Genomic DNA, 23,293 nt, shown 5'->3' on the forward strand with positions numbered 1-23,293 from the left:
CCACGCGTGAACGCCGGTACCCCGCTGACCTTGCCACCGGACTTGCGTGCGCGCCTGCGCCTGCTGCGGCTGCGGCCGCGCCTGGCCAGCGGTGCCAGTGGCATCGGCCAGCACGCCAGCCGCAGCCGCGGTGCCGGCCTCGAGTTCGCCCAGTACCGTGCCTACGAGCCGGGAGACGAACTGCGCCAGATCGACTGGAAGCTATACGCCCGCTCGGATCGCTTCTTCGTGCGCGAGTCCGAACGCGAAAGCCCGATCACGGTCTGGCTGTTGCTCGATGCCACCGCCTCGGCCGGCCAGGCCGATCGCGCGGCACCGCAGCGCACGCGCTTGGATCACATGCGCGGCGTGGCCGCCTGCGTGGTGGAACTGGCGCTGCAGCAGGGCGACCATTTCGGCCTGCTGGCGATCAATGGCGATGGCCTGCGGCTGGTTCCCGCGGCGAACGGCGCACGCCAGCGTGATCGCGTGCATCTGCAACTGCATGCCTTGCAGGCGCGCGGCGCCTGGCCCGCGCCTGATCGCCTGCGCCCGCTGTGGGAACGCGTGCGCCCGGGCGACCTGCTGCTGGCAATCGGTGATGGCTTCGACGACGCCGGCATCGTGTTGCTCGAACAGCTGGCCAGCGCACGCCGCGAAGTGGCACTGCTGCAGATCCTGACTGCCGACGAGCGCGACTTCCCGTTCGACGCCGGCCACCGCTTCCGCGACCCGGAAACCGGCGAGGAACTGTTGGGCGACGGTGCGGCGATCCGCGCCGATTACCTGCAGCGCTTCGCTGACGCACGCAGCGCATTACGTGCGCGCCTGCAGGCCGGCGGCATCGCCAGTGCCACCGGCTGGCTCGACCAACCGTTGGACCAGCCGCTGCAAGCGCTGTTCGGCCGTGGGGGCGCTGCATGACCCTGCTGTTCCCGCTCGGCCTGGCCGCTCTCGCCGCAGGGCTGCTGCCGCTGCTGATCCACCTGGCCCGCCGCCATCCGTATACGCCACTGGATTTCGCCGCGCTGCGCTGGCTGCGTGCACAGATACGGCCGCGCCAGCGCATCCGCTTCGATGACTGGCCGTTGCTGCTGGTGCGGCTGTTGCTACTGGCAGCCTTGGCGCTGCTGCTGGCGCGGCCCGCGCTGACGGGCCCGGCAGCGCCCCCCGCTGCATGGACCGTGGTAGCGCCGGGACTGGATGCTACGGCACTGCGTGGAGCGGCCGAGGATGGCAACTGGCACTGGCTGGCACCTGGCTTCCCCGCCATCGATCAGGCACCACCGGCATCCAGCGCATCCCTGCCCAGCCTGTTGCGCGAACTGGACGCACAGCTGCCTGCGGGCACCGCGTTGACCGTGCACGTTCCCGATCCCCTGCCCGGCCTGGATGGCGCCCGCCTGCAGCTGTCGCGCGACGTGCAATGGCACACGCAGCCGATGCCGGTCACACCGCCGCAGACTGCAGCGGCATTGCCGCAGCTGCGCGCGCACGGCGAGGCATCCGCCACTGCCCAGCACTGGTTGAACGCACTGCAGCGCGCGTGGGGCGTGCAGGCAACGCTCGCTCCGCTGTCGGTGGATGCCCTGCCCGAACGCGGCGAGATCGGCGTGTGGAGCCGCAGCGATGCACTGCCGGCGAACTGGCAGGCGTGGCTGCTCGACGGCGGTCGTGTCATCACCGCCGGCAAGCCCGCTGCCGACGCCCGCATCCTGCTGCGCGACGCGGAGGGCGCACCGCTGCTGTGGCAACAACGCGTCGGCCACGGCTATCTGCTGGCGCTGCCGGGCGACTGGAATACCACGAGCAACGCCGCGCTGCGCGATCCGAAGTTGCCGCATGCCCTGCTGCTGGCGCTGCAGCCACCCACGGCTCCGCGCCTGGGCGATGCACGTGACCAGGCACCGCAGCGGGCCGCATTGCCTGCTGCAACACCACCGCTGCGTGAGCCGACGCCTTGGCTGTTGCTGGCTATCGTGCTGCTGTTCGCCCTGGAACGCTGGATGGCCAGCAGCGCCCGCCGCAGGGTGGCCGCATGAATACCTTGCAGCACGCCTGGCAACGTGCGCGCCGGCGCCGTGCGCTCATCACCCTGCTGCTGGGCCTGCCATGGGCGCTGGCTGCGGCGGGGCTGGCCCTGCGTCTGGCAGGTTTCGATATCGCCTGCGTCGTCGGTACGATCAGCCTGCTCGCGTGTGCGGGCTTCGCCACTGCGCATGCCCGCCAACTGGACCGGCAGTGGCTGCAACGCCACCTTGATGGCAGCGGTGCCAGCGAGGACAGTGCCGATCTGCTGTTCGCCGATGCCGCCACGCTCAATCCGCTGCAGCAGCGCCAGCGTGCGCATGTGCTGGCCACGCTGGAACGCGCGATGCCGGAGCTGCGTCCACACTGGCCGCCTGGGGCATTGGCGCTGTGCTGGATCGCAGGCCTGGCCATTGTTGTGCTGGCAGTCGGCTGGCCACGTTCGAACCCCGGTTCCGCGCCAGTCCGCACCTCAGCGCCGGGCAGCACGGCCGCGGCAGGCCCGCTACGCCTGCAGTCCACCCGCCTGCGCATCGACGCACCGGCCTATACCGGCCAGGCCACGCTTACCCAGAATGCGCTGGACGCCAAGGTCGCCGCCGACAGCCGACTGTCCTGGTCGCTGCGCTTCGACCGCGCACCGGACAAGGCATGGCTGCAGTTCCACGATGGTCGCAGGTTGCCGCTGAGCGAGCACGAAGGACAGTGGCAGGCGCAGGATGTGGCACGCGCGCCGGTGCTGTACCGCGTGGTGAGCGAACCGGCACTGGCAGAGACCCGCCTGCATCGGCTGGATGTGGTGGCCGACCGTGCACCCAGCGTGCGCGTACTGGAGCCCACGGCCAGCCTGGTGCTGGGCACGCCGGGGCAACGACAGTGGGCACTGCGCTTCGAAGCCAACGACGATTACGGTGTCGCGGCGCAGGCAACGCTGTCGATCACCACCACCCAGGGCAGCGGGGAGAACATCACCTTCGTGAAGCGCGGCATCACGCTTGCCGGCAGCGGCGAAGCCACCGCGCGACGTTTCGCCCTTACCCTGGATCTGGCTGCGCTGGGCGCGCAGCCCGGCAACGATGTGATCGCCCAGTTGGAAGTGCGCGACAACCATGCACCCACGCCGCAGACCGGGCGCAGCAGCAGCGTGATCCTGCGCCTGCCCAGCGCCGAAGTCGCGCTCGGTGCGGAGCTCGAAGGCCGCATCAAGAAGACCCTGCCTGCGTACTTCCGCAGCCAGCGGCAGATCATCATCGATGCCGAAGCCCTGATCCGGCAGCGACGCAGCCTGGCCGACGAGGACTTCGTGAAGCGCAGCGATGCGATCGGTGTCGACCAGCGCATCCTGCGCCTGCGCTACGGCCAGTTCCTGGGCGAGGAAAGCGAAGGTGCACCGAAGCCACCGCCGACCAGCGACCTGCCCACCAGCGATACGCCGTCCGCCGGCGACCACGACGACGATCACGACCATGGCGCCGAGGCCGGCGCGCACGACGCGCATGACCATGATCACGGCGGCAAGCCGGCCAATGCCGATACGCCACCGGTGTTCGGCAGCGACACCGACGTGCTCTCCGAGTATGGCCACACCCACGACCACGCCGAGGCGGCGACCCTGCTCGATCCGCAGACCCGCGCCACGTTGAAGGCCGCGCTTGACCAGATGTGGTCGGCCGAAGGTGAGCTGCGCCAGGGCCGCCCGCAGCAGGCGCTGCCATTTGCCTACAAGGCGCTGGGCTTCATCAAGCAGGTGCAGCAGGCCGAGCGCATCTACCTGGCCCGGGTCGGGCCGGAGCTGCCACCCATCGATGAAAGCCGCCGGCTGGGCGGTGATCGCGCCGGACTGGCCAGTCGCGAACTGCCATTGGCCGCGCGCACCCCGCCCGATCCGGCCATCGTTGAAGCCTGGCAGCGCCTCGGTGATGACAACGGCGCACCGGATCTCGATGCGCTCGCGGCCTGGCAGCAGCGCAACGCGGCCTACCTGCCCGATGCATTGGATCTGGCTGCGGCCATCGAGCAGCTGCGCATCGAGCCCGACTGCATCGACTGTCGCCAGCGCCTGCGTGCGCAGCTGTGGCGCGCGCTGCAGCGTCCACTGCCGCAGGCGATGCGGCGCAGTGCGGCCGATGCGATGGGCCAGCGCTACCTCGATGCGCTGGAGGCGCAGCCATGACCGCCACCAGCCTGAACCTGTGGATTGCGCTGGCACTCACTCTGGTCGTGGTCATCGCCAGCGTGCGCCAGTTGCGTGGAAGCACAACGCACCCTGGCCGCCGGTGGAGCGTGATCGCACTGCAGGTCATCGTCGCCACGCTGCTGTACTTCTGCCTGATGCCGCCCACCCGCCAGCAGCCCGCAGGCGGGCTGGTCGTGCTTGGCGTCGATGCCGGCAAGGCCGGCGCACCCCCGGCCAGCGAAGGCCCGCTGTTGCTGTTGCCCGAAGCTGCCGATGTGCCCGGCGCACAGCGCGTTCCCGACCTGGCCACCGCGCTGCGCCAGCATCCGGCCGCCACGCTGACGCTGGTCGGTGCAGGCCTGGCCGCACGTGACCGCGACACGGTGCTGCCGTCGGATGTACGTTGGCAGGCCGCACCGGAGCCGCGCGGCTGGATCGCGCTGCAAGCACCGGCCGATGTGGCCCCCGGTGCACGCTTCGAAGTACTGGCCCAGGCGCGTGGCGCGGCAAAGGCCAAAGCAGAACTGCTCGACCCGGCCGGCAGCGTGGTCGATCGCACGGACGTTGCCGACGACGGCCGCGTGCAGCTGAGCGGCATCGCCCGCGCCGAAGGCCGCAGCGTGTTCAAGCTGCGCCTGCTCGATGCCGACGGCCATGTGGTGGACAGCGTCCCGGTGCCGCAGCAGACCCTGCCGGCCGCACCGCTGCGCCTGCTGGTGCGCGCCAGTGCGCCGGGCCCAGAGCTGAAGTACCTGCGCCGCTGGGCGGCCGATGCCGGCATCCGTGTGCGGGTGCAGGCGGATACCGGGGCCGGACTCAGCATCGGCGATGGCGCGGTGGCGATTGATGCAGCATCGCTCACGCGCAGCGATCTGCTGCTGCTGGACGAGCGCAGCCTCGCGGCATTGAGTGCAGGCCAGCTGGCCACCGTGCGCCAGGCACTGCGCGATGGACTGGGCGTGCTGGTACGCAGTGCGGGCGCACCTTCGGCCAGTGCGCGCCAGCGCCTCCGCGATCTGGGCCTGCCCGTGCAGGGCGATGGCAGCAGCCGCACCCTCGAACTTCCCGCCGATGGCGAAGGCGCGATCCTCGCCGCACGCCGTGGCCCGCTCGCCGCCGGCACATTGCCCACCGGCTACGGCGAAGAGGCCGACCGCAGCTCGCACAGTGCCGCGCTGCCTTCGCTGGAAGCACTGGCGTTGCAGGCGCCGGGCGGCAGCGCACTGCTGCACGATCGAGCTGGCAACGCCATCGGTGGCTGGCGCGCGGTCGGCAAGGGCCGCATCGGCCTGCTGCCCATCACCGACAGCTGGCGTTGGGTGCTGGCCGGGCGCGATGACCGCCACGGCGAACTCTGGAGCGACGCGGTGGCCACGTTGGCACGCGCGCAGGACAGCGCTGATGCACTGTGGTCACCGCAGCCGATCGCCTGGGCAGGTGAACGACAGGCGCTGTGCGGTGTGCAGGCACCACTGCAGGCCTTCAACAAACGCGGCGACGACGTGCCCCTGATCGTCGATGGCACGGCGTCGGCGCTGCGCTGCGCCGGCTGGTGGCCCCGTGAGGCAGGCTGGCAACGCCTGCAGCATGGCGACAGCGTTGTCTGGCGCTACGTGTTCGACCCGAAGGATGCACCGACGCTGCATCGACAGGTGATGATCGATGCGACCACGCGGGCGTTGGCTGCCAGCACGCTGGCAGACGCGTCGGTGGTGCAACCCGTGCCGGGCTCGCGCTGGCCGTGGTGGCTGGCGTTCGTGCTGTGCGCCTCGCTGCTGTGGTGGCTGGAGCGGCGGCGCTGACCGCATCGATTGAATCGCGGGCAGCACCCACGCGTGGCGTGGATCTACCGGCCCCAATCCTCATGCGCCATTCAACGTTTTCCGGCGCGCCGGTACACACCGTTGAAACGCACGTTCATGCCACCGCATTCGCTGTTGTCGGCCACGATCAGCACCTCACCCAGTGAGTGCACGCGAACCCGGCACGTGTCCTCGGCGAACTCGACATCGGCACCCTGCGGTATGGCACGCGCTTCCACCTGGCCCAGGTTCGGCCCATACGGGCGCTGCTCCGGCGTGGGGTTGGCGGAGGGCCAGTAGGCGTCCCCCTCCACATGCAGTTGCCCACCCTGCACGGTGATGCGCAGGCCGTTGTCGCCGTCCTTCCAGTTGCCCGCCCAGTCCTGCAGCGTGGGCACGGCTACCGGCAACGGTTGCAGCTTGCTGCGGTCGACCCAGCCGGCGCTACCGCCCACCTTGTTCGGGAAGAACGCGCAGCGGTAACGGCCCAGGTCGCGACCGGTCACCACCGTATCGCCGTTGACCACATAGCTGCGCTGGCGGCAGGCCGGTTCGCCTTTCGCCGGGCAGCCGTCCATGTCACCCAGCAGATACAGACGGGGTGCATCGACCACCCGCGCCAGGGCGAACCGGCTCTGTTCGGAGGGAAACGCGCCATTGCGGCAGGCGTCATCATCGGCAATGCCATCCGCGAAGGCGGAGACCGGCAGCAAGGCGGCCAACAGGCAGAACGAACGCAGGGACATGACAGCATTACCGGTGGGGGGTCAGCAGCATATACCGGCCTACTTCACTGGCGCTGTGTCGCCGGCATCCTGCTCCTGTGAGAACCGCAGCGCGCGCTGCTGCTGTTCGGCGCTGAGCTCTGGCGGTGGCCGCGCCACGGCCGCCTGGATCTGGTCCGGCCCGCCGGTGAGTTTGTTGATGCCTTTGGCTGCCGCCATCACACCCTTGACCACGCCCATCATGATGTAGCCACCGCCCATGCTGACCTGCTCCGGCGACGGCGGCTCGCTCCAGTCACGGCTGAAGCGGTTGTCGCCGAACTTCACCGGGTTCTTGAAGCGGTACAGGTCCACCGGCTCGTCATCGGGCTTGAGCGCACGCACTTCGCCGAGTGTGGTGACATTGTCCTGCGGCAGGGTGGTGGAGATCGGCGCGGCAGGTGCTGCCGGGGCATCAACAGGGGGAGCGGGCACAGGATCGGACACCGCTACCGGCGCTGCCTGCTGCGCCTGCGCGACGCCCGCCAGCAACAGGCTGGCCAGCAGTGCTCCCTGCGTTCCCGGTCGTGCCACAGCCATCCACCCTGTTGGTTGCGTCCAGTGAACAAGGATACGGATGCGGGCTTCAGATTTCGTTGGCATCGGCGGGGGCATTCAGGGTGTGTCACGCATCATCGCTGCGCGGCCTGGGCGCCGAAGTTTGCAACGAACTTCATTCCCGCCGGGGGATGGGGACGGCATCCTGCGGTTTTCCCGGTAAGGCCTCGCTGATGACAGCTCCCTCCATACGCCTGCCGCGTCGGCCGCCGTTGTCGCAGCACCTGGAGCTGGGCTGGCCGCTTGCGTCTGGGTGGCGGGCGGCGGCATTGCTGGCGTTGGGCTGGCACGCGATGCGGTTTGTGGTCTGCATGGTGCAGTTCCTCCGCCGCAATGAGGCGCTTGACGCGGATATCGCGCAGCGTCCGGCCCCGTGGCACTGAACGGTTCACGCCCCTCGCGCGCGATGTCTCACATCCTGAGACGTGGATGTGGTGCCATGTGACCCCTCGCAATCCGTCCCGGCTCCACTTTCCATGGCCTACGAACTCGCCAAGCGCACCGCCGACGCCGAGCAGAAGCTCGCCACCCGCGACGGCCTGCCCGCCCGCGACGGCGCCCTGCTCAGCGCGCGCCTGCAGCGCCGCTACCAGGACCGCATCACCGGCAGCTTCGCCATTCCCGGCCGCGAAGGCCGCTACGCGCCCATTCCCGGGTCGGTGCCGCCGGCGCTGGCCGCCGCGCTGAAGGCACGTGGCATCGAGCAGCTCTACAGCCACCAGGCCGAAGCGTGGGAGGCCAGCCAGCGCGGCGAACACGTGGCCATCGTCACCCCCACCGCCAGCGGCAAGTCGCTGTGCTACACCCTGCCGGTGGTCAGTGCGGCCATGCAGGACAAAGCCAAGGCGCTGTACCTGTTCCCGACCAAGGCGCTGGCACAGGACCAGGTGGCCGAGCTGCTGGAACTCAACCGTGCTGGCGATCTGGGCGTCAAGGCCTTCACCTTCGATGGCGATACCCCGGGTGATGCGCGCCAGGCGATCCGCCTGCATGGCGACATCGTGGTGTCCAATCCGGACATGCTGCACCAGGCGATCCTGCCGCATCACACCAAGTGGGCGCAGTTCTTCGAGAACCTGCGCTACATCGTCATCGACGAAGTACACACCTACCGCGGCGTGTTCGGCAGCCACGTCACCAACGTGCTGCGCCGGCTCAAGCGCATCTGCGCGTTCTACGGCGTGCAACCGCAGTTCATCCTGTGCTCGGCCACCATCGGCAACCCGCAGGCACATGCCGAGGCGCTGATCGAGGCGCCGGTCACCGCCATCACCGAATCCGGCGCGCCCAGCGGGCCGAAACAGGTGCTGCTGTGGAACCCGCCGGTGATCAATCCGGACCTGGGCCTGCGCGCCTCGGCGCGGTCGCAGAGCAACCGCATCGCGCGCATCGCGATCAAGTCCGGGCTGAAGACCCTGGTGTTCGCGCAGACCCGGTTGATGGTCGAAGTGCTGACCAAGTACCTGAAGGACATCTTCGACCACGACCCGCGCAAACCGCCGCGCATCCGCGCCTACCGCGGTGGCTACCTGCCCACCGAGCGGCGCGAGACCGAGCGCGCGATGCGTGCCGGCAACATCGACGGCATCGTCAGCACGTCGGCGCTGGAACTGGGCGTGGATATCGGCAGCCTGGACGTGGTCATCCTCAATGGTTACCCCGGCAGCGTGGCCGCCACCTGGCAGCGCTTTGGCCGTGCCGGTCGCCGCCAGCAGCCCGCGCTGGGGGTGATGGTGGCCAGTTCGCAGCCGCTGGACCAGTACGTGGTGCGGCATCCGGACTTCTTCGCCGAGGCCTCGCCCGAGCACGCGCGTATCGCGCCGGACCAGCCGCTGATCCTGTTCGACCATATCCGGTGCGCGGCCTTCGAGCTGCCGTTCCGGGTCGGCGATGGCTTCGGCCCGATCGATCCGGAGGTATTCCTGGAAGCGCTGGCAGAGACCGAAGTGATCCACCGCGAAGGCGAGCGCTGGGAATGGATTGCCGACAGTTATCCCGCCAATGCGGTCAGCCTGCGCGCGGTGGCCGACGGTAACTTCGTGGTGGTCGACCGCAGCGATGGCCGCCAGCAGATCATCGCCGAGGTCGATTACTCCGCCGCCGCACTCACCCTGTACGAAGGGGCGATCCACATGGTGCAGTCCACCCCGTACCAGGTGGAGACGCTGGACTGGGAGGGCCGCAAGGCCTACGTCACCCGTACCCACGTGGACTACTACACCGACAGCATCGACTTCACCAAGCTCAAGGTGCTGGACCGTTTCGACGGCGGCGTGGCCGGCCGTGGCGATTCGCACCATGGCGAAGTGCATGTAGTGCGGCGCGTGGCCGGCTACAAGAAGATCCGCTATTACACCCACGAAAACATCGGCTACGGCCCGGTGAACCTGCCTGACCAGGAACTGCACACCACGGCGGTGTGGTGGCAGCTGCCTCAGGCGCTGCTGCTGCGTGCGTTCGCCAGCAAGCAGGATGCGCTGGATGGTTTTCTCGGCGCCGCCTACGCGCTGCACATCGTTGCCACCGTGGCGGTGATGGCCGATGCGCGCGACCTGCAGAAGTCGGTCGGCAACGGCGATGGTTCCTGGTTCGCCATCGCCGACCAGAGTGGCCGTGGCCAGCTGCGCGGCAGCGAGGGCGATCCCGCTGGAGTGGAGCTGCTGCAGGAATTCGTGCCCACCGTGTACCTGTACGACAATTTCCCCGGCGGTGTCGGTCTCAGCGAACCGCTGTGGCAACGCCAGGCCGAGCTGGTGCAGCGCGCGCGCGAACTGGTGCAGCGCTGCGACTGCAAGGCTGGCTGCCCGGCCTGCGTGGGTCCGGTGCTGGCCGCGCAGGAAGACGATGAGACTTCGCCGCGCACGCTGGCGCTGCGCGTGCTCGACCTGTTCGACGCCGACGCCTGCCAGCATGTGCCCGACGTGGTGATCACCACGCGCGAGCCGATGGAGTTGCTGGCACCGTGAGCCTGAGCCTGGACAAGCTGCGCCTGCTGCGGAAGCAGGCCGGCGACCCGAAGGCGATCACACCGGCCGCGCCGGACGCGCCCCCTGCGCCACCGGCGCCCGTGGCCGCCAACGATGCGCGGCAACCACCGGCCGAACGTTCGGTGTTCGCCTGGGTCGAACAGGAAATCCGCCACAAGCCGACCGGCGCTGCGGCCTCCGCACCGGCACCCGTACCGCTGCGTCGGCCGGAAGTAGGCAGCCTGCATCGCCTGCTCGGCCTGCGCTCCCGCGGCAGTACCACGCCGGCACGCGCCAGCGCACAGGATCGTCAGCTGCCCGGCGAGGAGATCGCACCGGGCCTGTTCCTGATCGAATCGCTGCAGCCGCAACCAATCCCGACCGCCCCGCTGTCATTGGCCTTCGCCAAGCGCGAGGACCAGCACGTAGCTGCGCGCGACCTGCTGTTCTTCGATACCGAGACCACCGGCCTGGCCGGTGGCACCGGCACGCGTGCCTTCATGATCGGCGCGGCCGACTGGTACGTGTGCCCGCAGCGTGGCGAAGGCCTGCGCATCCGCCAGCTGCTGATGTCCACCATGGCTGCGGAAGAAGCGATGCTGGCCACCTTCGCCAGCTGGCTGCAGCCCTCCACCGTGTTCTGCAGCTACAACGGCCGCAGCTACGATGCGCCGCTGCTGAAGGCGCGCTACCGGCTGGCGCGCCAACGCGATCCGATCACGGCGCTGGACCATGTGGACCTGCTCTACCCCACCCGCCGGCGCTATCGCGGCACCTGGGAGAACTGCAGGCTGTCCACCATCGAGCGCCAGCTGCTGCGCGTGGTGCGCGAGGACGACCTGCCGGGCTCGGAGGCACCGGGAGCATGGTTGCGCTTCCTGCGTGGCGGCGACGCCGTGAACCTGCGCCGGGTGGCCGATCACAATCATCAGGACGTGGTGACGCTGGCCTTGCTGCTGCAGCGGCTGGTGCGCGAGGAACAGCGCGAGCGCGAGACACTGGCGCTGGTCGGGCAGTAATGACACGGGGCAGCGTTGACATGCCCTGACGGTGGCAGCGGTGACACTGCCGCCACCATCCACGCCTGGAGCCCGACGATGCGCCTCAATCCCCTGGTCCTGCTCGCCATCCTGCCCTTGGCCGCCTGCAGCCATGCCGGCAGCAGTACCGCCCCCGATCCCGCGCCAGCGCCCGTGGCCGACGCCGCGCACGAATGCAGGCCGGAGGCGCTCGAGGCCTTCACCGGCAAGACGGCTGACGAAGCCACCATCAAGAAGCTGGTGGCCGCCAGCGGCGCGCGCGGTGCACGGGTGGTCAAGCCAGGCATGGCGGTGACCATGGACTTCCGCCAGGACCGCGTGACCGTGCAGGTGGATGCGCAGAACCGCATCGAACGCGCCAGCTGCGGTTGATGTTCCGCTGGTAGCGCCGGGCCATGCCCGGCGCCTTCCCTCTTCAGGTGTGCCGCTGCGCTCGCCGGGCATGGCCCGGCGCTACCGCCGTTTCAGAGGCGCTCGGCCTTGCCGCTGGCCAGTGCACGCGCGATCACCTGCTGTGCCTGCTGCGATGCCTGCGCATGCACGCGTGCCTGGCGCTCACCCAGCGCGGCCTGCTGGCTGCCCAGTGCCGCCTGGCGGCTGGCCAGTTCAGACTGCTGGCTGGCCAGGCGCTGCATGTCACGGGTGCGGCCGGACTGCGCGGCCTCGCTGCGGGCTTCCTGCATCGCACGGCGTGCCACGGCGGCGGCCTCGCGTGCAGCCTCTCGCGCAACGGCCATATCACTGGTTGCACCGCGCGCTGCCTTCGCCGCTTCCGCGGCGGCCTCACGGTTGATGTCGTGGGCGGCCATGGCATTGCGTGCAGCCTCGGCGGCAATCAGTGCGATGCGGCGCGACTCCTCGCCCTGCAGGCGGCTCATCTCACCCATCTGCCTGCCGAGTTCGCCCTGCTGGCGACCCAGCGCACTCTGCTGGCGGCCCAGTTCGCTCTGCTGGCGACCCAGCTCTGCGGCACCACTGTAGGCACGCTGCAGGCTCTGGATCAGCATCGGGTCGCGCACCACATAGCGCTTGTCGCCCTGGCGGAACCACAGCGCCGGGCCCTTGCCGAGCTGCCTGCGGGCCACCGTCACGTCGTCCATGCCGCCGTTGGCGAAAGTCGAATCACCATCAACCAGCACAAAAGCCTCCCGGGGCGACTTGCCCAGGTCCAGGCGGCCGTAGGTGGTGATGGAGCGGGCGGCCGACGCCGTGCCTTCATCGTCTTCGGCCATGCCGGTGGAATCGTCGACGTCGGCCACGTCGGCCACGTCGGCATCGTCGGGCCCGGTCGCGTCAGCAGGTTCGGCCGGGGCTGCCGGTGCGGCAGGTGCCGCTGGGGCAGCCGCGGCCGCCGGCGGTGCGGACGGTGCTTCCGGGGCCTTAGGCGGTGGCGGCGCCACGGCCTTCGGCGCGGCCGGAGGGGCGGGCGGGGCGGGCGGCACCGGCGCTGCGACCAGCCGCATCGGCGCCACGCCCACCACCACCACCGCAGCGGTCAGCGCCACCGCCAGCAGACGCGGGCAGGACCGGGGCGACTGCAGCGAAAGCAGGCGACGCTTGAGGCTGGTGGTGCTCGGTGCGGCGCTGGCCACGCCCAGATGCGGCTGCGGGGCCACGCCCAACTGCAGCAACAGGCGGCCATAGGCCTGGCGGCTGGCGCCATGTTGGCCAACCACCGCTGCATCCACCGCTTCCTCGCGCGCCTGTGCATATTCACGCACCGACAGGCGCAGCAGCGGGTGGAAGAAGAACAGGTGCTGGGCCAGTGCAGGCAGCAGGCCCCATTGCAGGTCACGCCGCTGCAAGTGCTGCAGTTCGTGGGTCAGGGCCAGGTCCAGCGCATCGCCCTGCAGGGCATTGTCGCCGGCCGGCAGCAGCAGCACCGGGCGGAACGGCCCGACCAGCTGCGGTGCGTCCACCTGCGTGCTCATCCACAACCGCGGCGCAGGACGCACGCCGTGCGCATCGGAGGCCAGCTGCAGCGCCTGTACCAGCGCCTCGTCCTCGCAGGGATAGGCCGCCGCCAGCAGTGCGCGGCAGCGGCGCCACTCACCCAAGGTGCGCAGCGCCATCAGCAGCACGCCGGATGCCCACAGCGCAGCCAGTGCAACGGCCCACCACGCCACTGCCGGCACGTCCGCTGCAGGCATCGGCATCGCGGCCAGCAACTGTGCCGAGGCCTCCGGGGCCAGCGGGTAGACCATGTCAGCGGCCACGTCAGTCGCGGTCATCGCCACCGCCTGCGGGGCCGGCAGCCAGGGCAACTGCAACGGCTGGCTCCAGAACAGGCCGAGCACGGCCTGCAGCGAGACCAGCCACCACAGGCGGCAGCGGGTGGCCGCCGACAGCGACGGCAGCACGCGGCACAGGCCGTACACCAGCGCCACCAGCAGTACGGTCTGCAGGCTGGTCCAGCCCAGCCGTTCCAGCATCGGGATCAGCATCGTGGTGTCCATGGCTCAGCCCTCGTGGCGACGCGATTGGAGTTGGGCGACCAGCGCTTCCAGCTCGGCCAGCTCGTTGTCGCTGACCTGCTGGCGCTGCGACAGGTAGGCCACGAACGGCGACACCGAGCCCTGCAGGGTGTTGTCGACGAACTGGGCCACGGCACCCTGCAGCACGCTCTGCGGGCCACGGGTGGCCTGGTAGCGGTAGACGCCGTCCTGCTGCCGGCGCTGAAGATACCCCTTCGCCCGCAGCCGCTCCATCATCGTCAGCACGGTGGAACGGGCCAGGCCTCGGGCCTCTCCATATCCACTGGCGACCTCGCCGACGCTGGCCGGCGCATGTTCATCGATGTACTGCAGCAGGGCCAGCTCCTGGTCCCCGATGGTTTTGCCACGCATGACACCACTCCCTTGACTACACGTGTCGTCACTGTCAGCTTGACGACAGCTGTAGTCAACCCCCCGGAAGTCATGGGCCGACGAACGGTAGCGGCGCCGAGCACTTAAACCTTTGGCGCGCTGTCCGCATCCGATCCGCAACGCCCGCTGGAATTCCGCATGTTCCGTCCAATGCTCCGAGTCGTGCTCATGCTCATCAGTGCCCTGCCCTTCACCGCCGTCTCTGCCAGCCAGGACCATGCCAACGACCAGACCCGCCGCCTGATCCGCCAGATCATGATGCAGCAGCGCATCCCCGGGCTGCAGGTCGCGGTGGTCAAGGACGGGCAGATCGTGCTGTCTGAAGCCTACGGCCTGGCCAACGTCGAGAACGGCGTGCTTGCTTCGCGCCACACCCGCTTCCCGCTCAACTCGGCCACCAAGGCGTTCACCGGCGTGGCCGCCGCGCAGCTGGCGCAGGAGGGGCGATTGGATCTGGACGCGCCGGCCTCGCGTTACCTGGATGATCTTCCACCAGCGTGGACAGACGTACGCGTACACCAGTTGCTGGCGCATACCTCCGGCCTTCCGGACATCCTTGATGCGAACGGGCTGTTGGGCGCTGGCTCAGAAGCGCAGGCGTGGGCGGCCGTCACTGCGCAGCCGGTCGAAGCCGAACCCGGGCAGCGCTTCGCCTACAACCAGACCAACTACGTTCTTCTGGCACGGATCATCGCGAAGCAATCCGGCATGCCCTACGAACGTTTTCTCGCCACCGGCCAGTTCAGCAGCGCGCGCATGGCCCGCACCACCTTCGGCGACAGCTACGACCTGATTCCGGATGCGGCGACGATGTACAGCCTGGCCCCGCGTGCCACCGACGCGGCCGATGCACCGCCACGCCTGTCGCATTGGTTCTACGACATACCGCCTTCGCTGTGGGCCGGTGGCGGCATCCTCACCACCGCCGACGACACCGCGCGCTGGCTGGCCGCGCTGACCGAAGGCCGCCTGCTGCCGGAGGCGGCCCTGCGGCGGATGTGGAGCGCAGAGCGCTTGGCGGATGGCCGTGCCGGCCCGTGGGCTGAGGGCTGGCCGGTACTGCGCGCATCGCCCGACCTGCAGGTGGCAGGTATCGGCGGTGCGCGTGCGGCGTTCGTGGTCTATCCCGAGCGCGGCGTGGCGGTGGTGGTGCTGACCAACCTGGTCGGTGCCAATCCGCAGCAGTTCATTCCACGCATTGCCGATCTCTATGCGCCTGCGGTGACCGTGCCCTGAGGCTGCCGGCCAGCGGCCGGCAGCCCCGTCTCACCCACGTGGACCGCCCATCACCGGCAGGATCACCCCGCTGATGTAACTGGCACAGGCCGGAGAGGCCAGGAACACATAGGCCGGCGACAGTTCCTCGGGCTGTGCGGGCCGGCCCATGTCGCTGTCCTTGCCGAACTCGGCGACGTCCTCGGCCTGCTTGTCGGCCGGGTTCAGCGGCGTCCACACCGGCCCCGGCGCCACGCAGTTCACCCGGATGCCACGTGGCAGCAGCTGGCTGGCCAGCGACTTGGTGAACGCATGGATCGCGCCCTTGGTGGCCGAGTAGTCGATCAGCGCCTTGCTGCCGAAGATGCCCGTTTCCGAACCGGTGTTGATGATGCTGGCGCCCTCGCCCAGATGCGGCAGCACCGCGCGCGCCATCTGGATGTAACCGCCGATGTTGGTCTGCAGGGTCTCCTGCAGGTGCGCGTCTTCCAGGTCTTCCAGCCGCTCGCAGTGCAGCTGGAACGCGGCGTTGTTGACCAGGATGTCGATGCCGCCGAACGCCTTGGCCACCTGCTTGACGGCCTTGTCGCAGAAACGCGGATCACGCACGTCACCGGCGATCACGATGCAACGGCCGCCTTCGCGCTCCACGTGCTGGCGGGTAATGTCGGCATCTTCGGCTTCGTCCAGGTGCAGGACCGCCACGTCCGCGCCTTCGCGTGCGAACAGCACCGCCACCGCACGGCCAATGCCGGAGTCGCCACCGGTGACGATCGCACGCATGCCCTGCAGCTTGCCGCTGCCCGCGTAGTCGGGTGCAAGGAAGCGGGGCGCCAGCTCCAGTTCGTGCTCATGCCCGGGCTTGGCCAGCTGCTGCGCCGGCATCGCCTCCGGCTGGCGCCGTGCGCCGGCCTGGGTCGCGGTCTTCTTCGTGGCCTTGCTGGCCGCCCGGGCGTCCTTGGCCTTCTCCTGGTCCTGCAGGCGCCGCTGCCGGGCCGCGACGCGTGCTGCCCGCGGATCGCTGGCGGCCGCCTTGCGGGTCGCGGTCCTCACTACGCGGGGGCGATCGGGGTCGGCGACCGCCTTGGCCGGGGTGCTGCCTTTACGCACTTTCGGCGATGCCTTTCGGCGGGCGGGTGTCTTCTTGGTGGTGGCCATGCAGGTCTCCTCGGGAGGGAACGGGGCTGCCGGCCAGCGGCCGACACTACCGGGGGGCGGCGCACGCCGCACCTGCAGTCTCTCTACGCACGCTGTTGGCGGCAGTGAGCGCGCCGTGTCCACGATGTGCACGGCATTCATTCCGCCACCACGTGCGCCGTCGCACCCTGCACGCAACCACACAGGGAACGCCTCCATGAAACATGCCATCGCCACCGCCGCCGTCTGCTTTGCCCTCGCCGCCTGCAGCAGCACACCGATGGCCCAGGTGCAGCCGATCGACGGCGTGATTTCCGGCCAGTGCCACAGCGACAGGGTGCGCGGCGCGGTGGGCCTGGCCGCCTCGGACGCCACTGTGGCCCGTGCACGCGTGGACAGCGACAGCCTGCACGTGCGGGTCCTGCGCCACGACGGCCCGCGGGTGCCACCGGCCAGCGAAGGCGGCGACCGCCTGACCATCGAGAAGGGCCGCACCAACAATATCGTCGCGATCTACTGCGGCTGACGACTGCGGCTGAGCCGGCGTGCCCTGCGCAGCACGCGCAGGGTGGCCTGCTCCCACTGGCGCGGCCCGCGCAGGCCGGCCAGCTTGGCCAGTTCACCGCGCTCCCAGCCGACGAACACGCACGGGTCGATATAGGCCTTGCGGCACACCGCCGGCGTGTTGCCCAACCGGGCCGCCACCTGGCACACCACGCTGCGCTGTGCCTGCGCCAGCGCACGCTGGCTGGCCGGTTCCGGCAGCTCGGTGGCAGCAAACGCCTGCACCGCCGCGACGGTCCCGCCCCAGGTGCGGAAATCCTTGGCAGTGAAGTCCTCGCCCATCACCTCGCGCAGGTAGTCGTTCACCGCACCGGAGTCGACCGGCTGCAGCGCACCGTCGTCATCGCGGTACTGGAACAACGCCTGCCCCGGCAGCTGCTGCAGGCGCCGCACCAGCAGCCCCAGCCTGCGGTCGCCCACGGTCACCTCCTGCAGCTGCCCGGACTTGCCGCGGAAACGCATGCGCACCCGGCCGCCACGCAGCAGCTCCAGATGACGGTTACGCAGTGTGGTCAGTCCGAATGACCGGTTCTGCTGCGCATAGGTCTCATTGCCGACCCGCACCAGGGTGTCGGCCAGCAACGCGACCACCATGGCCAGCACCTTTTCCTTAGGGAAACCCGGCCGTTTCAGATCCCGCGACAACCGCCGCCGCAGCGTGGGCAAGGCCTCGCCAAAGGCGATGATGCGGTCGAACTTGCCGGCGTCGCGCTCCTTCGCCCAGTCGGGGTGGTAACGGTACTGCTTGCGCCCGCGCGCATCGCGGCCTGTGGCCTGCAGGTGGCCGTTGGCGTGGGCGCAGATCCACACCGCGGTGTAGGCCGGTGGAATCGCCAGTGCGCGGATGCGTTGCAGGGTGGTGGCGTCGCGTATCGCGTGGCCATCAGCATCGCGGTAACTGAAACCTTTTCCGGCGCGGCGCCGGCTGATGCCCGGCTGGGTGTCGTCGACATAGCGCAGGCCGGCCGCGCGCGCGGCCTGTCGTTCGGGAGTGGAGGCGGTCGGCATGCCAGTAGTGTCGCGGTCGCCGTGCCGCGATCCTGTCGATAACACAAGACAAACACGTGAGGGCCGGTTCGCCGCTATGCTCGGGTCTTCACAACCCCTTCCGGAGTCATGATGTCGTTCCCGATTCGCGCCCGTTCGCTCTCCGCCCTGCTGCTGCCGGCCGTGCTGGCCTTGACCGCCTGCCAGGCACCGGCGCTGGATGAACAGGATTCGGCCACGGCCCACGCCCAGCAGGCGGCCGAAGCCGCCAAGGCACCGGCCGACGAAGCCGGCAAGGCCATCGAGGCGCCGCCGGTCGGCACCTGCGATGCCAGCCAGGTGCAGAGCCTGGTCGGCCAAGCCTACACCGATGGGCTGGGCAAGCAGGCGCAGGAAGATGCAGGCGCCAGCCAGGTACGCGTGCTCAAGCCCAATGATGTGGCCACGATGGAGTTCCTCGGCGACCGCCTGAACATCGAAGTGGACGCCAAGGGCGCCATCAGCGGCGTGCGCTGCGGCTGAGTCCCGCCCCGCGCCGGCACTGGGTTGCCGGCGCGTTCTGTTGCACCTGCAACCGTGTATTGCGGCATTGCAGCAACCTGTGATCTAGTCGAGGCATCCGGTGGCCTCACGATGCGCTCCAGGGAATGAGCGGGGACGAGTGTCGCCGCCAACCCTATACGCATCGAGGTAGAGATGGCCCCCCGCAACCGCCAAGGGCTTTACGACCCGCGCTCCGAGCGCGATGCCTGTGGATTTGGCATGGTCGCCCAGCTCGACGATCAACCATCGCGCCTGTTGGTTGATACCGCCATCGCCGCGCTTTCGCGCATGACCCACCGTGGCGGTGTTGCCGCCGATGGCCTGACCGGTGATGGCTGCGGCCTGCTGCTGCGCCGCCCCGATGCGTTCCTGAAACTGCTCGCCAGCGAAGCCGGCATTGCCGTCGCCACACGCTTCGCCGCCGGCCTGGTATTCCTACCGCACGACGCCGACGCGGCGCAGGCCTGCCGCGCGCAGCTGCAGGCGCAGGTGGAAGCGGTGGGCTGCAAGGTCGCTGGCTGGCGCGAGGTACCGACCGACGACAGCGTCTGCGGCCAACTGGCGCGCGACACGCTGCCGCGCATCGAGCAGGTGTTCGTCGATGCGGGGGTTGGCCAGGATGATGCCGGCTTCGCGCTGGCGTTGTTCCTGGCCCGCCGCCGCAGCGAACAGCAGCTGCGCGATCACGCCGACTTCTACGTCACCACCCTCACCCCGTATGCGATCAGCTACAAGGGCATGGTGCTGCCGGACAAGCTCAGCCGCTTCTTCCCGGACCTGCAGCGCCGCGAGCTGGCCTCCAGCGCGATCGTGTTCCACCAGCGCTTCTCGACCAACACGCTGCCGCGCTGGCCGCTCGCCCATCCGTTCCGCATGCTCGCCCACAACGGCGAGATCAACACCATCGAGGGCAATCGTCGCTGGGCGCAGGCGCGCAGCAAGGTGTGGAAGACGCCGCGCTTCGATATTGGTGAATTCGACCCGGTCATCTCCATGCACGGTTCGGATTCGCAGAGCCTGGACAACATGCTGGAGCTGATGGTCGCCGGTGGCATGGAGTTGATCCAGGCGCTGCGCATCCTGGTGCCGCCTGCCACGCAGTCGCTGGAATTCAAGGATCCGGACCTGGCGGCCTTCTACGAGTTCCACGGCCTCAACAGCGAGCCGTGGGACGGCCCGGCCGGCATCGTCGCCTGCGACAGCCGCTATGCGGTGTGTACGCTGGACCGCAACGGCCTGCGACCGGCGCGCTGGATGCTCACCGCCGACCGCCACTTCCTGGTCGCCTCCGAAGCCGGCGTGTGGGAAGTGCCGACCGAGCGCGTGGTGCGCAAGGGCAAGCTCGGCCCCGGCGAGATGATCGCGATCGACCTCAAGCGCGGCGACCTGCTCGACTCCGATGCGGTCGACCGCATCAACCGCGGCCGCGCGCCCTACAAGCAGTGGCTGCAGCAGGGCGTGACCTACCTGCAGACCGAACTGATCGACCCGTCGCTGGTGGAAGAGCCCTTCGACGAAGGCACCCTGCGCAGCTACCACAAGCTGTACCAGCTCAGCAGCGAGGAGGTGGAGCAGGTGCTGCGGCCGCTGGCCGAGACCGAGCAGGAAGCCACCGGCTCGATGGGCGACGACACGCCGATGGCGGTGCTGAGCCAGCGCAGCCGCCCGCTGTACGACTATTTCCGCCAGGCCTTCGCGCAGGTCACCAACCCGCCGATCGACCCGCTGCGCGAAGACTGCGCGATGTCGCTGTCCACCCAGCTCGGCAAGGAAACCAACATCTTCCATGCCGGCCCGGAGACGGTGAACCACGTCATCCTCAATTCGCCGGTACTGAGCCAGCGCAAGCTGCGCCAGCTGTTGAAGATGGACCAGTACGTGCAGGCCAACCGCCTGCTCGACCTGTCTTACAGCGAAGACGAAGGCCTGCGCGCCGGCATCGAACGCATCTGCAGCGAAGCGGAACAGGCCGCGCGCGATGGCATGGTGATGCTGCTGCTGTCCGACCGCTACCCGGTGGCCGGGCGGCCGATGGTGCACGCGTTGCTGGCCACCAGTGCCATCCACCACCACCTGTCTCGGCTGGGCCTGCGCTGCGACGTGAACCTCATCGTCGAGACCGGCACCGCACGTGACCCGCACCACATGGCCTGCCTGCTCGGTTTCGGTGCCACGGCGGTTTACCCGTACCTGGCCTACCAGACCCTGTTCGACCTGGGCCGTCGCGGCATCCTCAAGCTCAGCAAGGGCGGCGAGCAATCGCAGATCGGCCGCCGCTACCGCAAGGGTATCTACAAGGGCCTGTCGAAGATCATCTCGAAGATGGGCATCTGTACGGTGGCCAGCTACCGCGGCGCGCAGCTGTTCGAGATCATCGGCCTGGAACCGGAAGTGGTGGACCTGTGCTTCCCCGATACCGCCTCGCGCATCGGCGGCGCCGGCTTTGCCCGCCTGGATGCCGACGCGCGCGAACTGTGCGCGCAGGCCTGGGACGCGCAGCAGGGCGTGGATGTCGGCGGCCTGCTGAAGTACGTGCACGGCGGCGAATACCACATGTACAACCCGGACGTGGTGACCACCCTGCAGCGCGCGGCGCGCAGCGGTGACCCGCGTGCGTGGCAGCAGTACTGCGATGCGGTGCATGCGCGCCCGCCATCGGCGCTGCGTGACCTGCTGGAGCTGGTGCCGGCGGCCGCGCCCGTGCCGCTGGACGAGGTCGCTCCAGCCAGTACCCTGTTCCCGCGCTTCGATACTGCGGCGATCAGCCTGGGCGCACTGTCGCCGGAAGCACATGAAGCATTGGCCATCGCCATGAACCGCCTCGGCGGCCGCAGCAATTCCGGCGAAGGCGGTGAGGATCCCGCGCGCTATGGCACTGCGAAGCGCAGCAAGATCAAGCAGGTCGCCTCGGGCCGCTTCGGCGTTACCGCCGAGTACCTGGTCAATGCCGAAGTGCTGCAGATCAAGGTCGCGCAGGGCGCCAAGCCCGGCGAGGGCGGCCAGCTGCCCGGCCACAAGGTCAACGAACTGATCGCACGTCTGCGCTACGCGCGGCCGGGCATCGGCCTGATCTCGCCGCCGCCGCACCACGACATCTATTCGATCGAAGACCTGGCGCAGCTGATCTACGACCTCAAGCAGGTCAACCCGACCGCGCTGGTATCGGTGAAGCTGGTCAGCCATGCCGGCGTTGGTACCATCGCCGCCGGTGTGGTCAAGGCCGGTGCGGACCTGATCACCATCTCCGGCCATGACGGTGGCACCGGTGCGTCGCCGGTCAGCTCGATCCGCTATGCCGGCGTGCCGTGGGAGCTGGGCGTGGCCGAAGCGCACCAGGCGCTGCTGGCCAACGACCTGCGCGGGCGCACCCTGCTGCAGACCGATGGCGGGCTGAAGACCGGCCTGGACGTGGTCAAGGCCGCGCTGCTGGGCGCGGACAGCTTCGGCTTCGGCACGGCGCCGATGATCGTGCTGGGCTGCAAGTACCTGCGCATCTGCCACCTCAACAACTGCGCCACCGGCGTGGCCACCCAGGACGAACGCCTGCGCGAGAACCACTTCACCGGCCAGCCGGAGCGCGTGGAGAACTTCTTCCGGCTGCTGGCCGAAGAAGTGCGTGGCTGGCTGTCCTACCTGGGCGCGCGTTCGCTGGAAGAGATCGTCGGCCGAACCGACCTGCTGCGGCAGATCGAGGCCGCGCCGCGTGACGGCGTGCGCGTGGACCTGTCGCGCCTGCTGGCCGATGCCCGTTACGAGGCCAGCCACTGCGCCGCGCAGCGCCTGTACGAGTCGCCGGACAGCCTGGCCACGCAGATGGACGGCCTGCTTGCCTCCGCCATTGAACACAAGCGCGGCGGCGAGCATCGCTTCCTGATCCACAACACCGACCGCAGCATCGGCACCCGCCTGGCCGGCGCGGTGGCGCGTGCGCACGGCAACCAGGGCATGGCCGAGGCACCGCTGGAACTGCGCTTCCGCGGCAGCGCCGGGCAGAGCTTCGGCGCGTTCAACGTGGGTGGCCTGCACCTGGAGGTGGAAGGCGAAGCCAACGACTACGTCGGCAAGGGCATGGCCGGTGGCCGCCTGGTGGTGCGACCGCCGCGCGGTGCCCGCTTCGAGGCACGCAGCACCGCCATCATCGGCAACACCTGCCTGTACGGCGCCACCGGCGGCGAGCTGTTCGCCGCGGGCAGGGCGGGCGAGCGCTTCGCGGTACGCAACTCCGGCGCGCTGGCGGTAGTGGAGGGTGCCGGCGACCACTGCTGCGAGTACATGACCGATGGCGTGGTACTGGTGCTGGGCAAGGTCGGGCTGAACTTCGGTGCCGGTTTCACCGGCGGCCTGGCCTACGTGCTGGACGTTGATCGCGATTTCGTCGACCGCTACAACCACGAGCTGATCGACATCCATCGCGTGTCCGCCGAGGGCTTCGAGAACTATCGCCAGCACCTGCACCGCCTGATCGGCCGCCACCGCGAGCTGACCGGCAGCATCTGGGCGCAGCAGATCCTGGACGAGTTCCGCGATTACATCGGCAAGTTCTGGCTGGTCAAACCGAAGGCCGCCAGCATCGAGTCGCTGACCGAAACCCTGCGACGCGCCGCGTGATGTTTTCCGGTAGTGCCGGCCGCTGGCCGGCAACGTTCCCCCTCGCATTACAGAGCCCG

At 69.3% G+C, this 23,293-nt stretch carries 17 protein-coding genes; 11 read left to right on the forward strand and 6 right to left on the reverse strand.

The genetic code is table 11. The annotated features are described in order from the left end of the window. Positions 1–6 precede the first annotated feature (6 nt). Genes AC5P65_RS19465 through AC5P65_RS19480 form a run of 4 tightly spaced genes read left to right on the forward strand, consistent with a single transcriptional unit; the run spans position 7 to position 5,985 of the window. On the forward strand, positions 7–903 hold the full coding sequence (locus AC5P65_RS19465; RefSeq protein WP_111098122.1) for a DUF58 domain-containing protein: 897 nt from the start codon (positions 7–9) through the stop codon (positions 901–903). Next, positions 900–2,021, forward strand: a complete 1,122-nt coding sequence (locus AC5P65_RS19470; protein ID WP_456115571.1) for a BatA domain-containing protein — start codon at positions 900–902, stop codon at positions 2,019–2,021. Before AC5P65_RS19465 ends, AC5P65_RS19470 begins: the two co-directional genes overlap by 4 nt. Beyond that, positions 2,018–4,180: a hypothetical protein gene (locus AC5P65_RS19475; protein WP_456115572.1), complete on the forward strand. Its 2,163-nt coding sequence runs from the start codon at positions 2,018–2,020 to the stop codon at positions 4,178–4,180. Before AC5P65_RS19470 ends, AC5P65_RS19475 begins: the two co-directional genes overlap by 4 nt. After that, entirely contained in the window at positions 4,177–5,985 is a 1,809-nt protein-coding gene (locus AC5P65_RS19480; protein ID WP_111098119.1) for a hypothetical protein, read from the forward strand. The genes AC5P65_RS19475 and AC5P65_RS19480 overlap by 4 nt, the downstream gene beginning before the upstream one ends. A 71-nt stretch (positions 5,986–6,056) precedes the next feature. Here AC5P65_RS19480 and AC5P65_RS19485 read toward each other — a convergent pair whose 3' ends face one another. Continuing rightward, the gene (locus tag AC5P65_RS19485) at positions 6,057–6,731 is read right to left on the reverse strand and encodes a hypothetical protein (protein WP_495215801.1); all 675 of its coding nucleotides are present in this window, start codon (positions 6,729–6,731) and stop codon (positions 6,057–6,059) included. A 39-nt stretch (positions 6,732–6,770) separates the two neighbouring features. Then, positions 6,771–7,289: a hypothetical protein gene (locus AC5P65_RS19490; protein WP_111098117.1), complete on the reverse strand. Its 519-nt coding sequence runs from the start codon at positions 7,287–7,289 to the stop codon at positions 6,771–6,773. 494 nt (positions 7,290–7,783) lie between these two features. On the opposite strand from AC5P65_RS19490, the gene AC5P65_RS19495 reads away from it, so the two are divergent. The 3 genes from AC5P65_RS19495 (at position 7,784) to AC5P65_RS19505 (ending at position 11,685) form a co-directional block, all read left to right on the forward strand. After that, on the forward strand, positions 7,784–10,273 hold the full coding sequence (locus tag AC5P65_RS19495; RefSeq protein ID WP_111098116.1) for a DEAD/DEAH box helicase: 2,490 nt from the start codon (positions 7,784–7,786) through the stop codon (positions 10,271–10,273). Next, complete coding sequence (locus AC5P65_RS19500; RefSeq protein ID WP_111103607.1) at positions 10,270–11,292, forward strand: ribonuclease H-like domain-containing protein; 1,023 nt, start codon at positions 10,270–10,272, stop codon at positions 11,290–11,292. Before AC5P65_RS19495 ends, AC5P65_RS19500 begins: the two co-directional genes overlap by 4 nt. A gap of 78 nt (positions 11,293–11,370) precedes the next feature. After that, the gene (locus tag AC5P65_RS19505; protein ID WP_058983243.1) at positions 11,371–11,685 is read left to right on the forward strand and encodes an I78 family peptidase inhibitor; all 315 of its coding nucleotides are present in this window, start codon (positions 11,371–11,373) and stop codon (positions 11,683–11,685) included. Positions 11,686–11,777: 92 nt separating this feature from the next. On the opposite strand, the gene AC5P65_RS19510 is transcribed toward AC5P65_RS19505, so the two are convergent. Beyond that, positions 11,778–13,769 (reverse strand): M56 family metallopeptidase, encoded by a 1,992-nt coding sequence (locus AC5P65_RS19510; protein WP_188250441.1) that lies wholly within the window; start codon positions 13,767–13,769, stop codon positions 11,778–11,780. A 3-nt stretch (positions 13,770–13,772) separates the two neighbouring features. After that, a complete protein-coding gene (locus AC5P65_RS19515; protein WP_019661969.1) occupies positions 13,773–14,159 on the reverse strand; it encodes a BlaI/MecI/CopY family transcriptional regulator in 387 nt (128 codons plus the stop codon). A gap of 189 nt (positions 14,160–14,348) precedes the next feature. Here AC5P65_RS19515 and AC5P65_RS19520 point away from each other — a divergent pair, with 189 nt between their 5' ends. After that, positions 14,349–15,416: a serine hydrolase domain-containing protein gene (locus AC5P65_RS19520; RefSeq protein ID WP_111102374.1), complete on the forward strand. Its 1,068-nt coding sequence runs from the start codon at positions 14,349–14,351 to the stop codon at positions 15,414–15,416. A 30-nt stretch (positions 15,417–15,446) separates the two neighbouring features. Here AC5P65_RS19520 and AC5P65_RS19525 read toward each other — a convergent pair whose 3' ends face one another. Further along, positions 15,447–16,553, reverse strand: coding sequence for an SDR family oxidoreductase (locus AC5P65_RS19525; protein WP_021203608.1), 1,107 nt, complete (start codon positions 16,551–16,553; stop codon positions 15,447–15,449). Positions 16,554–16,749: 196 nt separating this feature from the next. Between AC5P65_RS19525 and AC5P65_RS19530 the strand changes: the two genes are divergently transcribed. Next, a complete protein-coding gene (locus AC5P65_RS19530) occupies positions 16,750–17,058 on the forward strand; it encodes a putative periplasmic lipoprotein (protein WP_019661972.1) in 309 nt (102 codons plus the stop codon). Here the strand turns inward: AC5P65_RS19530 and AC5P65_RS19535 are convergent. Continuing rightward, entirely contained in the window at positions 17,046–18,104 is a 1,059-nt protein-coding gene (locus AC5P65_RS19535) for a DNA topoisomerase IB (protein ID WP_019661973.1), read from the reverse strand. The two genes, AC5P65_RS19530 and AC5P65_RS19535, sit on opposite strands and share 13 nt — an antisense overlap. Before the next feature lie 111 nt (positions 18,105–18,215). On the opposite strand from AC5P65_RS19535, the gene AC5P65_RS19540 reads away from it, so the two are divergent. After that, entirely contained in the window at positions 18,216–18,605 is a 390-nt protein-coding gene (locus tag AC5P65_RS19540) for an I78 family peptidase inhibitor (protein ID WP_026347258.1), read from the forward strand. Positions 18,606–18,779: 174 nt separating this feature from the next. Beyond that, positions 18,780–23,234 (forward strand): glutamate synthase large subunit, encoded by a 4,455-nt coding sequence (gene gltB / locus AC5P65_RS19545; RefSeq protein ID WP_495215803.1) that lies wholly within the window; start codon positions 18,780–18,782, stop codon positions 23,232–23,234. The last annotated feature ends 59 nt before the right edge of the window (positions 23,235–23,293 follow it).

It is taken from the genome of Stenotrophomonas sp. YJH_SMC_48-3 (assembly GCF_059369375.1).

What these genes read in the sequence shown, in the direction of transcription:
- AC5P65_RS19485 (WP_495215801.1), bottom strand. Translation starts at nt 6,731, where the DNA reads ATGTCCCTGCGTTCGTTCTGCCTGTTGGCCGCCTTGCTGCCGGTCTCC.
- AC5P65_RS19505 (WP_058983243.1), top strand. Translation starts at nt 11,371, where the DNA reads ATGCGCCTCAATCCCCTGGTCCTGCTCGCCATCCTGCCCTTGGCCGCC.
- AC5P65_RS19490 (WP_111098117.1), bottom strand. Translation starts at nt 7,289, where the DNA reads ATGGCTGTGGCACGACCGGGAACGCAGGGAGCACTGCTGGCCAGCCTG.
- AC5P65_RS19510 (WP_188250441.1), bottom strand. Translation starts at nt 13,769, where the DNA reads ATGGACACCACGATGCTGATCCCGATGCTGGAACGGCTGGGCTGGACC.
- AC5P65_RS19535 (WP_019661973.1), bottom strand. Translation starts at nt 18,104, where the DNA reads ATGCCGACCGCCTCCACTCCCGAACGACAGGCCGCGCGCGCGGCCGGC.
- AC5P65_RS19540 (WP_026347258.1), top strand. Translation starts at nt 18,216, where the DNA reads ATGTCGTTCCCGATTCGCGCCCGTTCGCTCTCCGCCCTGCTGCTGCCG.
- AC5P65_RS19525 (WP_021203608.1), bottom strand. Translation starts at nt 16,553, where the DNA reads ATGGCCACCACCAAGAAGACACCCGCCCGCCGAAAGGCATCGCCGAAA.
- AC5P65_RS19475 (WP_456115572.1), top strand. Translation starts at nt 2,018, where the DNA reads ATGAATACCTTGCAGCACGCCTGGCAACGTGCGCGCCGGCGCCGTGCG.
- AC5P65_RS19495 (WP_111098116.1), top strand. Translation starts at nt 7,784, where the DNA reads ATGGCCTACGAACTCGCCAAGCGCACCGCCGACGCCGAGCAGAAGCTC.
- AC5P65_RS19515 (WP_019661969.1), bottom strand. Translation starts at nt 14,159, where the DNA reads ATGCGTGGCAAAACCATCGGGGACCAGGAGCTGGCCCTGCTGCAGTAC.
- AC5P65_RS19520 (WP_111102374.1), top strand. Translation starts at nt 14,349, where the DNA reads ATGCTCATCAGTGCCCTGCCCTTCACCGCCGTCTCTGCCAGCCAGGAC.
- AC5P65_RS19530 (WP_019661972.1), top strand. Translation starts at nt 16,750, where the DNA reads ATGAAACATGCCATCGCCACCGCCGCCGTCTGCTTTGCCCTCGCCGCC.
- AC5P65_RS19480 (WP_111098119.1), top strand. Translation starts at nt 4,177, where the DNA reads ATGACCGCCACCAGCCTGAACCTGTGGATTGCGCTGGCACTCACTCTG.
- gltB (WP_495215803.1), top strand. Translation starts at nt 18,780, where the DNA reads ATGGCCCCCCGCAACCGCCAAGGGCTTTACGACCCGCGCTCCGAGCGC.
- AC5P65_RS19470 (WP_456115571.1), top strand. Translation starts at nt 900, where the DNA reads ATGACCCTGCTGTTCCCGCTCGGCCTGGCCGCTCTCGCCGCAGGGCTG.